This is a genomic window from Bradyrhizobium sp., from assembly GCF_019244115.1.
GTDB lineage: Bacteria > Pseudomonadota > Alphaproteobacteria > Rhizobiales > Xanthobacteraceae > Bradyrhizobium.
Genome location: NZ_JAFATE010000203.1, coordinates 45,544 through 56,415 on the forward strand (window position 1 = coordinate 45,544; position 10,872 = coordinate 56,415).

General features: G+C 64.3%; 11 protein-coding genes. 2 read left to right on the plus strand and 9 right to left on the minus strand.

What is annotated here, in order from left to right:
• Nucleotides 1-49 precede the first annotated feature (49 nt).
• From JOZ76_RS08980 to JOZ76_RS09010, 7 genes are all read right to left on the minus strand, one after another.
• The gene (locus JOZ76_RS08980) at nt 50-1,096 is read right to left on the minus strand and encodes a peptidylprolyl isomerase (RefSeq protein ID WP_291698271.1); all 1,047 of its coding nucleotides are present in this window, start codon (nt 1,094-1,096) and stop codon (nt 50-52) included.
• Nucleotides 1,093-1,686 (minus strand): hypothetical protein, encoded by a 594-nt coding sequence (locus tag JOZ76_RS08985; RefSeq protein ID WP_291698272.1) that lies wholly within the window; start codon nt 1,684-1,686, stop codon nt 1,093-1,095. The genes JOZ76_RS08980 and JOZ76_RS08985 overlap by 4 nt, the downstream gene beginning before the upstream one ends.
• 1 nt (nt 1,687) lies before the next feature.
• Nucleotides 1,688-3,517, minus strand: coding sequence for a putative porin (locus JOZ76_RS08990; protein ID WP_291698273.1), 1,830 nt, complete (start codon nt 3,515-3,517; stop codon nt 1,688-1,690).
• A 68-nt stretch (nt 3,518-3,585) separates the two neighbouring features.
• Nucleotides 3,586-4,299, minus strand: a complete 714-nt coding sequence (locus JOZ76_RS08995) for a TonB C-terminal domain-containing protein (protein ID WP_291698274.1) — start codon at nt 4,297-4,299, stop codon at nt 3,586-3,588.
• A 24-nt stretch (nt 4,300-4,323) separates the two neighbouring features.
• On the minus strand, nt 4,324-4,728 hold the full coding sequence (locus JOZ76_RS09000) for an ExbD/TolR family protein (RefSeq protein ID WP_291698275.1): 405 nt from the start codon (nt 4,726-4,728) through the stop codon (nt 4,324-4,326).
• 6 nt (nt 4,729-4,734) lie between these two features.
• A complete protein-coding gene (locus JOZ76_RS09005; protein WP_291698276.1) occupies nt 4,735-6,702 on the minus strand; it encodes a DUF2341 domain-containing protein in 1,968 nt (655 codons plus the stop codon).
• The gene (locus JOZ76_RS09010; protein WP_366938550.1) at nt 6,703-8,445 is read right to left on the minus strand and encodes a ShlB/FhaC/HecB family hemolysin secretion/activation protein; all 1,743 of its coding nucleotides are present in this window, start codon (nt 8,443-8,445) and stop codon (nt 6,703-6,705) included.
• A 341-nt stretch (nt 8,446-8,786) separates the two neighbouring features.
• On the opposite strand from JOZ76_RS09010, the gene JOZ76_RS38175 reads away from it, so the two are divergent.
• Together JOZ76_RS38175 and JOZ76_RS09020 are read left to right on the plus strand one after the other, a co-directional pair.
• Nucleotides 8,787-9,494: an RNA polymerase sigma factor gene (locus JOZ76_RS38175; RefSeq protein WP_366938551.1), complete on the plus strand. Its 708-nt coding sequence runs from the start codon at nt 8,787-8,789 to the stop codon at nt 9,492-9,494.
• On the plus strand, nt 9,397-9,666 hold the full coding sequence (locus tag JOZ76_RS09020; protein ID WP_291698278.1) for a FecR/PupR family sigma factor regulator: 270 nt from the start codon (nt 9,397-9,399) through the stop codon (nt 9,664-9,666). Before JOZ76_RS38175 ends, JOZ76_RS09020 begins: the two co-directional genes overlap by 98 nt.
• 64 nt (nt 9,667-9,730) lie before the next feature.
• Here the strand turns inward: JOZ76_RS09020 and JOZ76_RS09025 are convergent, their stop codons facing one another.
• The gene (locus JOZ76_RS09025) at nt 9,731-10,603 is read right to left on the minus strand and encodes a lytic transglycosylase domain-containing protein (protein WP_291698279.1); all 873 of its coding nucleotides are present in this window, start codon (nt 10,601-10,603) and stop codon (nt 9,731-9,733) included.
• On the minus strand, nt 10,603-10,872 hold a 270-nt coding region (locus JOZ76_RS09030), incomplete at its 5' end, for a hypothetical protein (RefSeq protein ID WP_291698280.1). The genes JOZ76_RS09030 and JOZ76_RS09025, both read right to left, overlap by 1 nt.

Genomic DNA, 10,872 nt, shown 5'->3' on the forward strand with positions numbered 1-10,872 from the left:
CGGAAGCAGACCCTGCCGCTTCCGCCCAATGCAAGTAACGTCATTGCGTTCAGTTCGAGCGCGCAGGTCCCGAATCGGATTTCGCCTCGAGCAGTTTTGCAAGCGCGATTTCGTTGACGACCGGCGGCGTCTGCTTGAGCAGGTCAGTGACATAGGCGCGCCGATTGGCCTCGGTGCGTTCAGCCCTCATCTTCTGCACGAGAGCGTCCTTGACCTCGGCAAGCGGCCGTGTATGCGAGGCCTCGGTGTCTTCCAGCTTCATGATATGCCAGCCGTCGTCGAGCCTGATGGGATCGGTGATGCCACCCTTGGGAAGCCCCGCGACCTGGCTGCGAATCTCGCTCCGCAGATCCGGCTCGGCCACCCAGCCGATCTCCCCGTCGCGCTCGGCCGTAGGAGCGTCGTCCGATGCGGTGCGGGCGGTCGCGGCGAAATCCGCCCCCGGCTGCTTCAGTTTCTTGACCAGGTCGTCGAGCTTCTTGCGCGCGGCCTCCTCAGCGGCCTTGTCGGCGTCCTTCGCGAGAGCGATCAGGATCTGCGCCAACTGGAATCGGCGCGGAACCAGAAAGGCACTGACATTGGCATCATAGACGCTCTTGATCTCCGCCTCGGCCGGGTAGTTCTCGGGCGGTGCGGCAACCGAGAGCAGATAGCTTTCGACGATCAGGTTTTCGCGCGCCCGCGCAAGCTGGGACACGACCGCGGGCTGCTGATCCCACTTCTTGCCCAGAGCTTCCTTGAGCACGAGGCGATTGGCCAGGATGCCGCGTACGATCTGGCTCAGCGTCGCCGGGTCGTGCGCCAGCGCCGCCTGTTTGCGCCCATCCAGCGAGGCAATGACGGCGCGCACCTCTTCGGCGGTGACATCGCTGTCACCGACCCGGGCGACGACTTCATCGCCCTTTCCTGCGCTCTTGTCGTCCGAGATCCCCGAGGGCGAGGGCGCGGCCGCGCGCGCCGGTGCGCTCTGGGCCGCGGCCGGCCGCGCCGGCGCTGCTGCCGGAGGCGATGCACGGGTCTGCGCTTCGGCCTGCACTGATGCGGCAGCGAGCGTCACCGCGGCGAGCAAACCGGCTGTAACAGTGGTCCTGATCATGGCTTCACCTCCTGATCGAGTATCTTGTCGCGGAAATCCTGGGCGGCGTTCTGGTGCTCGACGCGCTTCAGCCCGAACACCGGGTCGTGGTCCAGGATCTTTTCAAACGGGTTCATCGCTTCGTATTGCTGCACGACGTTTTTCGCCGTCTTGATGAGCTCCGTGTTCTTGGCCTGGCAGGCCTTGTTGCTTGCCTTCAGCGCGGTGGCCTCGGCCGAGAATTTGGCGCTCTCGTCGTTTTTCGCCCGCGCGACTGTGGCCGCCTCGCCATAAGCGCTCTTCCATTTTTCCAGCGCGTCGTCGCGCTCGGCCAGGCGGTCGTTGAAATCCTTCACGGCCTGGCGATAGGCCTGCTCCGCTTCCTTGATCTGCGCCCGGTAGGATTCGTTCTGCTTGCGCAGCCGTTCGCGCTCCTGCTCCGCCGCTGTCAGCTTCGCCTGCAGGGCCGCGCGCTGGTCCTCGAGCGTGCGGGCCTGCGCCGTCGCGTTGCGCAGGGCCTCGCGCAGACGATCGGAATCCGACTGCGCGTCGGCGGCCGTCGTACTCACCAGCGTCAGCACGACAACCGGCAAAAGTGTTCGCCGCCACATGTCAGAACCTCGCATTCAGATCGAGCTGGAAAATATCGACGGCATAGGGGGCACCCGCGACCTGGTTGGCGCTCATCCAACGCCCGGTGAGCCAGACATTCGGTCCCAGCGCGACATTGCCGCCGACGAAATAGCCCTTGAGGTTGGTGCCGCCGAGGCCGAAATCGGAGTCGGTGAAGGCGTCGATCACGGCATCGGATTCGAGCCATTTGTAGCCTGCGAACGCATTCCAGTCCCACAGCGCCTTGAGCTCGCGGTTGCCCACCGTCAGGCGTCCCATCCAGCCCTGGTTGCCGCCGGTGTAGATCTGCGGACAGGGCGTGCTGGTGCAGCCGACCGTCGGGCCGGTCTGCAGAAAGTTGACCAGAACCTTGGCGGCTACGTCGGTACGATTCCAACCGGTGTTGCGAACGTATTCTCCGTCGAGAATGATGTGGTAGGGGTTGAATTGCGCAAAGTCTACCTGACCACTCACAACGAGCGGACGGAACGCGCTGGCGAGACCGTAGAACTGGTAGTTTAGTGTCGGGTTTGGTAAAAAGACGGCCGGAATGTTCCGCAAAGCCATATAGGTGTTGCCCTTCTGAGCAAATGGCGGACGCAACAGATCCGTGTCGCACGTATCCGAAGCGGCAAGAACCTGGCATGGGCTGGAGAGTTGTCCCTGAACGTTGGTGAAGTCGTAATAGGCGACTGCAACCTTCATCTCGCTGTCAGGATCGAGTCGCGCGCCCAAGCCAATCTGACCACCGAACAGCCACTTGTCCCGGCTCGGCAGTTTCACAGGTCCATTCAGGTTACTGGTGTTGAGACCGGCGTTGAGATCGGTGTTGAAGACCGGGAACGCGCCGGCGACTGCGAATGGCGTAAAGCGATCGAACAGTTCGTACTTCGCCTGAGCAGCGAACCCGTCGAAGCCGATGTCCTTGTACCAGACCAGATCGGTCGGGGACCAGAATGGGTTGTCGAACCGGCCAAACGATAGGACGAAGTCGTCTTGAAAAGCCTGGTAGTTCAAGAACGCACGATCTAGCCACAGCGCGTATTTTGAAAAATTCCCACCGCTGGCGCCAAACGTCTGATTGGTCGACACCGGAGAGCTGTTTTCACCGGTCGCGATACGCAGACCCGCCGTGAAGCCATTGAAGAGATCGGCATCAAGCCCGAGTCGGGCGCGGAATCGGAAACGGTTGCGGTCCTGAGTCGTGTTGTAGGTCGGAGGAAAATAGGGATTGACGGCATTGATGTTGTCTTCGAGGAACGGCGACCCGGTATTGATCGCGTTGAAGTTCACCTGCGGCACATTTCCTTTCGGAAAGAAGTCTCCCTCGTAACGGGTGCGGACGTCGCCATAGAACCGGAGTCGGTGCGTCCATTCCGGATATTGGCCCGGAGAAGCCCAGCCTTCCCGTTGTGCCTTCTCCATCACCTCTTTCTTGAGATCCTCGCGGAGCTGCTGCTTGACGATTTCCGGCACATAGGTGACGCGCTTGGTTCCCGGCGGCGATACCGCATTGGCGGCGGTCGACGCGGTCTTGGTGGCATCCTCAGCCTTGGCTGTCGCGTTGCTGACGGCCTGCCGCGCCACATAGGCCTCGTCATCGGCCTGCTTGACCAGCGCGGCCGCCTGCTCCTCGCTGAGCACGCCCTGCTTCACCAGGAGGTTGATGAGGTTGACGGTGGCGTTGGACGACGGCGGGGCATTGCGCGACACCGTCGGGCGTTTCGTGGCCGGACCGATGTCGTCCTGCGCCGCCGCGGGAGCAGCAAGCGCAAGGACAATCGCCGCCGCCAGAGCCAGCTCTTGCCCCATCGATTCAGCCCGCCCCATGATCTCAGTCCTTCCTGCTTCCAGCGTCCGTCTCGCGGGTGTCCTGGACACCCCACACAATTTCCTGCTCAACCGGGTGCGCGCGCGGTGACACGCGTGGTGATCGGCATCGGCATCTCCTTCGGCGGCGGCTCGCGCAGCGTCATTCCGCCGAGCACCTGGTCGCGGATGACGGCATCGAGTTCGCTGCTGCCGGTCGACGACACCAGCTGCACGCGATTGACCCGTCCCGTACTGTCCGACCACAGCCTGACCTGGACCTGCATCACCGCGTGACGGGTCTTTTCATTGGCGCGCAACGCGGCCTCGATCTGCGTCTGCACGATGCTCGCGTACCAGCCCCAGCGACTGCTTCCCCCACCGCCACCACCGCCGCCGATCAGGCCGCGGCCGCCCGGCCGGCCGAGCAGATCGCCCGGTCCCTTGCCGGCGTCATCGAGCCCCAGCGGTCCGGGCGGCGGCTCATCCTTGGCATCCGGCGGCGCATCCTTCGGAATGTCGACCGGCTTCTCCTCGATCTCCTGCTTCACCGGCGTCTGCTCGACGACCTTCTCTTCGACCTTCTGCTCGGGCGGGGGTGGCGGCGGAGGGGGCGGAGGCGGCGGCGGCACGATGGCGATGATGGTGAGCTCGTTCACCCTGCGCGGCGGCTCCTTGTCGCCGCTCAGCAGGAAGAAGACACCGGTGGCCATCAACCCGACAACCAGCAAGCCGCCGCCGCCCAGCAGCGCAATGCGCCACGCCGACGGTCTGCCGCTGTCCTCGTCGTTCTCCACGCTCATCGCCCGCCTGCGCTTCCCTGCGGCTCACTTGACCAGCGGCTTGGTCGCCATGCCGACCTGGGTGAAGTTGAGCCGTCCGAGCAGATCGAGCACGTCGACGACGTTCTGGTACTGGGTCTGGCTGTCGCCGCGCAGCACGATCGGAAACTCCGGCGTCAGCGCGCGCTGCTGGACCAGCCGCTGCTCGAGCTCGGCGAACGTCACCGGAATCGTATCGAGGAAGATCTTGCCATCATTGGTGACCGTGATCGCCTTGGTGGTCTGTTGCGCGAGGCTCGGTGCCGCGCTCGCCTTCGGCAGGTTCACCTTCATGCCCTGCACCGTGGCCGTGGTCATGATGATGAAGATCACCAAGAGCACATAAGCGAGATCCAGCATCGGCGTGATGTTGATGTCGTCATACGGCTTGCTGTCGGACTGCACATGCATGAGACGTCACTCCGCGGCTTGCGCCGCCGGCGGTGCCGGCTGCCTGTCATAAGCTTCGGCTATTCGGGTGATCAGCTCATCGACGAAGACCTGCATTTCGCTGGTCGTGTCCTTGATGCGCGTGATCAGATAGTTATAGCCGAACAGCGAAGGGATCGCGACGCCGAGACCGGCAACCGTCGCGACCAGCGCGGCCGCGATGCCCGGCGCGATCGCGTTGACGTTGACGTCGCCCGAGGCCGCGATCGCCGCAAAGGTGATCATCACGCCGACCACCGTGCCGAGCAGGCCCAGAAAGGGTCCGCCGGAGATCGCGATGGTCAGCATGACCATCAACCGATTGAGGCGTTGCGTTTCCTGCACGAAACCGCTGTCGAGCACCGCCCTGATCGATTCGATCGCCTGCGGTGACAGCGTGTGGTGGCCGCCATTGCCGTGGAAGCGTCGGCGGATCTCCTGCGCACCGAGGTTGAACAGGCGATAGAGCGGCGCGGCCAGGATGCGCTTGCGTTGCTTCGTGCCCACCTTGCCGCCGAAACTGGCGTCGGTCTCCGCGCGATCGAGCTGCAAGAGGGTTGCGAAATCGGTGGCGGTCTCGCGGAAATGTTTCAGGAACGCGCGGTTGCCTCTTTCGACGCGGTTCAGATAGGAGGCGCGGTCGAACATCACGACCCAGCTGATCACCGCCATGATCGCGAGCACGCCGATCACGACCCAGCCGTCGATGGTGACCGAGCGCAGGATCACCGCGAAATAGCCCGAGAACCAGCTCGCGGTTTCCTCGTCGACGCTGAACGAGACCAGCTTGGCCTGCTCCGGCCCCTGCCCGATCGCAGCCAGCTTGATGAAGCCTGCAGGCCGCGCCACCTTGGCGATCTGGAGCTCGTCGATGTCGCCTGCGAAGGAGACCGCGCCCGCCCTGGCGGTGGCCGCGGATCCGGCATCCGAAGCGGCTGGCGCCGCAGCGGCATCCGCCGGCGCACTCGCCGCCGGCTGCGCCGAATCCGCCGCCGGCGCGCCGGCCGCGGCGCTCCCGAGCTGCGCCGTGCCCGTCATGGTCGGAAGCGTCGCGGCAAGCGTCGAGAACGCGGCGCCATCGAGATAGAGCGTGATCTGATTGGCCCTGGCCACGACGGCAAGGTGCCGCCACGCACCCACCGCGATCGGCGCGCCGTCGCCGCTCCGTTGCGTGCTGCCCGCATTCGTCACCTCGACGAACGGCACTCCGTTGTCGAGGCCGATCGTCACTCCGTTGGCCCCTTCCGAGCGCGAAAACAGCACCGCGCGCGGCTGCGGCGCCGTCATCTTGAGCCAAACAGACCAGGTCAGTTCTCCGCCTTCGGCGACAACCAGCGACGGCGAGCCGGGCAACGTGACGGCGGTCTGTCCGTCGAGCCGGGCGCCCTGCCCGATGATTGCGCCTTCAGCCGCCGAAACCGCACTCTGCGCACCGTTCGCCCAGGCGGTGGTGTCCTGCGGTGGGGTGCCACGCTCGGCAAAATGATAGACCAGCACGGTGTCGGGATCGTATGTGCCCTTGGCATCAACCGCGGTGGGCGCTTTCGGATTTCCGTAGTAGAGCCAGATCTCGTTCTTGGCGCCGACCTTCAGATCGGGAACGCTGACCCATACCAGCGCCTCGCCAAGCAGCGAATCATATTTCTCGACAAGATGCTTCAGCGGTGTCTTGTCGTCGGCGGCAATGAACCTGAGATCACCGCCGTCATCCTTGGCCGTCGCGAAACGAAAATTGCCGACATGCAGGCGCACCAGCACCGGCGTGGCGCCGATCGGATCGCTGATGGCTGCCCCCGATGGCCCGGTGTCGATGGTGATTTTCTTGCGCAAGCTCCATTGGTCATTCCACCAGGCCGCCGCCGGCCCGGGCCAGAGTGCCGCGAGTGCCGCGACCACCAGCAGCATCGCGCTGTTCACGATCCACCCGCGAAGCGGTCTGCAAGAAAGCGCCGGCATCTAGAACTCTCCCCAGAATCGAAAGCTGAATCGCGGATGGTTGGCGACGGTGACCTGCTGGCTGATCAGCGGCATGCCGACGAAGAACAGTCCGTTAAAGTGATTGAGCGTCTTCAGCTGGGTGCCGATGCCGTAGCTCGCGAGGTCGAAACGCGACTGCTGGTCCGGCAGCGGCTCGATGATCTTGGCGCGGCCCGCATCGGCGAACGCAAAGAAGCGCCACTCGTCGAACACATTGAACTTGATCGGCGCACCGAGCGGGTTGTCCAGGTTCTGCACGAAATAAGGCGCCAGACTCGGAGAGCGCAGTTCAAGCGTACCCGCCACGCCGTAGTCGCCGAGCACTTCGGACTCCAGATAGCCCCGCACCGTGTCCTGGCCGCCCAGGCTGAACTGCTCGCTGGACACCAGCGGCTGATCGGCGATCTGTCCCTGCATCTTAGCAAACAGTTGCGCGCCGCCGGGCAGGTCCTGGGTGTGCGAGACGTCCATCCGCATGTCGATGAAACTCGCGGTCGCCTTGAAACGCCTGGCGTCGAAGCGGTCGCGATCGCTTCCGATGCCGCGCAAGCCCGACGTCAGCGTCGCGTTGAGCTGGGTCAGACGCTGCTCGCCCTTCCAGCTCGCGCCATAGGTGCCGACCAGCGGCACATAGGTGACGGGCGAGTCGGACGAGTCGCTCCCCTGCGAGAGCGTCTGCTTGAACTCCTTGTAGTCCACCCCGAGCGACAGGGTATGGAAGAGTTCGCCCTTGGCCGGCAGCGTCAGCACCGCGCGGCCACCGATCACCTGGCCAGGACCGATCACGTTGGCGCCGCCGACGGTCGCGACCGCGCTGTCCGATTTCAGGCCGTAGATGAGGACACTGAGCCAGTCGTAATCGGTTCGCGCCAGATACGAACCGGACACGACCATGGCGTCCTTCATGCTTTGCGGTGCAAACTGGTAGGTAACCGTCATCGAATGGCCGAGTTGCCAGAGATTGTCGTAATGCAACGACAGGCTGGATCTCAGCGCCGACGTCGATGGCGACTGCCGATTGTTGGTTTCGGCGCTGCCATGCAGCGGAAGGGTGTCCTCCACGTTGAGATCGACATCGACCGTTCCGGGCCGGACGCCGGCACGCAGCTGCGGCGCCACCCGCCGGTCCGCCCACTGATTGAGCGTCGAGAGGTCCTTGGTGACCTCCTGGATGTTCAGGAGCTTGCCTTCCTCGAGCGAAGGCGCGCCGGTCTTGATCTTGTCGATGTCGAAATAGCGCGAGCCCTTGACGCGCAATCGGCCGACGCGGTTCTCGGCCACCTTGAGCACGATGAAGCGGCGCTCGGCATCCTGCTGCGGGATCGAGACGCTCACGGTCTGAAGGCCTTTGTCGTGGTAGGCCTTCTCCAGCGCGGCGCGCGCCTTCTCGACATCATCGGCCGTGCGCTGCGGGCCAAGAAACGGGTAGACGGCAGCCTCCACGTCGATCTGCTGCATGCTGTCGGCACCCTCGATACGGAACTCGTCGATGTCGAAGCGCGCAGCGGCGGTCGATGGCGCAGCCGGCGTGCCACCGGATTTGGCGCTCGCCGGCATGGCGGATCCGGATGGCGTCTGCGCAGTCGTTGCATCCTTGCCGGATTGATTCCGCACGGGGTTGGCCGAGGCGGACCTCGCGCCGACCATCGCGAGCAGCAGGCAGCAGACCGCCAGCCCCGCCGCGCCGTCCGCTCGCGCCAGACTCGAGCGCTGCGATCGCACAGTCCCCTTCCTGTCTGCAAGCAACGCGCCCTCTCGGCCTGCATCACAAGAGTTCACATGAACCTCGGCGCTCATTCTCATTCGGATACTACGATTATCGCGCACAGCGTGACACGCCGTCGGCGGAAGCCGATCAACGTTCTATTTGATAGACGCCGCATCACACGCTCTCGCGAAAAAAAAGTCGGCACGATCGCACTTTTTGCCGTCGCCGAAACGCTCGCTATCAACGCGATGTCGATAACATCGCAATCAGGTGCAGTAACATTATGCCGTCACAATATCGTTGTCCGTCCCCGTTACGTTCCGCCGCGATAACTTGGGGCATTGGGGCTAATAACATGAATAACACGAACACCAGGACTCTGCGCGAGCTGCTGCTCGCGGACTACAGCGGCATCGATCAGCGATTGACGCGCCGGCTCGGATCGGCCGATCTCGCCTCCGACGTATTGCAGGAAACCTATCTTCGGATCGAAGCGATGAGCGACGTCGGAGCGATCCAGAGCCCGAAGGCCTATCTGTTTCGCATCGCGCTCAACATCGCAAACGATCGTCGGCGCGCCGAGAGCCGTCGCCTCACCGCGGGCGAGATCGATTGCCTGCTCGACATTCCCGATGACCGGCCGAACCCCGAGCGCCAGGCGCAGGACCGCTCCGAGGTCAGCCAGCTCAAGCGGGCGATCGCGGAGCTTCCCGAGCGGCGGCGCGTCGTGCTGACCCTTTCGCGCATCGATGGTCTGCCACATCGCGAAATCGCTGCCCGGCTCGGCGTTACCGTACGAACCGTCGAGACCGATCTCAAGCAGGCGATGGAGCATTGTGCCGAACGTCTCAAGCGTCCTATTCCGGTCAAATTCGGGTTTCACCGCGCCGAATCGTCTAACGTTCAGAGACGTGTCGTTCGGGGCCGATCGCCCATGATCGGCGTCAGTGAGAAAGCTCTGGATCTTGACGAAACGAATCAATCACCGCGACCGCGCCGATCCGCTCACGCGCGAAGCAGCGGCATGGATCGTGCGGCTGAAATCGGGCGAGGCGACGCTTGAGGATGCGGAACAGCTGATCGACTGGCGCGCCAGGAGTCCCGCCCACGAACACGCATTTCGGAGCGCGGTGAAGTGCTGGCGCGCGATCGGACCAGAACTGGTCAACCCCAAGCTGACCAAGCAGCCGCCCGGCCGGCCGCGGCGCAAGAGCAAGGCGACGTCTCCGTCCTGATTTCGGTCACGACGGGGCCGGAGAGCTTGCGGCGACCCGCAACGTCGCGCGCAGACCCAAAGCTTTACGGAGTGTCGCGCAGCGACTTTCGTTCGGTCAGTGCACGCAAGCGCGTGTTCAACGCCGCGAGGTTGACCATGCCGGCATTGAACAGTTGTCGACCGTGTGGCGCCGCGCCGCCCGTCCGGTCGGCACTTGGTCTGCCGAATGTCGGTTGCGGCACCGAACCGCTGACCGGCACGCCATGCGCGGCGAGATGGGCGCGAACGCGCAAGCAATAATCCACCGACAGAAATGAGAACCGCGTTTCGCCGTGCCCGGCGCGATATTTCATCGCGGCCGTGCAGAGATCTCCGCCGGCAAGGCGCCATGCGCCGGCGAGATAGGCGGCGCCGTAATGGATGTTGGTCGCAGGCATGGCAAGCTGCTCTGCTGTCCCCGCAAATCCCAGCATGCGCGCGGTCGGGAGCATCACCTGCATCAATCCGATTTCGCCGTCCGCGCCGATCACGGCAGGATTGTAGCGGCTCTCGACCGCCATGATCGCGTCGACAAGCGCCGCTGGAAGCCCGGAATTTTGGGCTTCGTGTTCGACGATCGCGCGATACTGCTCGCGGCCCGCGCGCCAGTCGTGCCAATCCCGCCCAAAACCACCGTTTCCGCCGCCGAAGCTGATCGCGACGAGCGGATTCGCTGGCGGCAGGTCGCTCGGCGTCAGCTGACGCGCCAGGCGCGGCTCGACTGCCGCGGGTGGTGGAACGTCCGGTTCGGCGTCGGGCGGCAAGGTGAAGACGCTGAGATCGACGGCGTCGGCTCGGCCATTTTGTTGAGCGTGGCCGTCGCCGGCTAGACACAGCAGCACACAGCCCGCGGCCCACATCAGCCGCAGCGCCGGGCGCGGGCCTGACACGGCCCGTATTGCGGCAACTTTAGCCATCAGCGATGCTGGATCGCGTAGGTCGGAACGGGCGGCCGGAACGGAACGACCGACTTGCCGTAGTTGGATCCATATTGCTGGCGAATGGCCGCCTCGTTCGCGTTACCGACCCGTATGTCGGGCGAGCGTGCATCGAGCGGCGGCAGGTTCAACGATGGATTGGTCCGATCGACCTCGCGCTTGAGCTTCTGGTTCAGACATCCGAACGACCTCTCACCGCCGACCTCCACCTCGACGCAACGCTCGAACGTCGCCGGCGGCGGCGACTG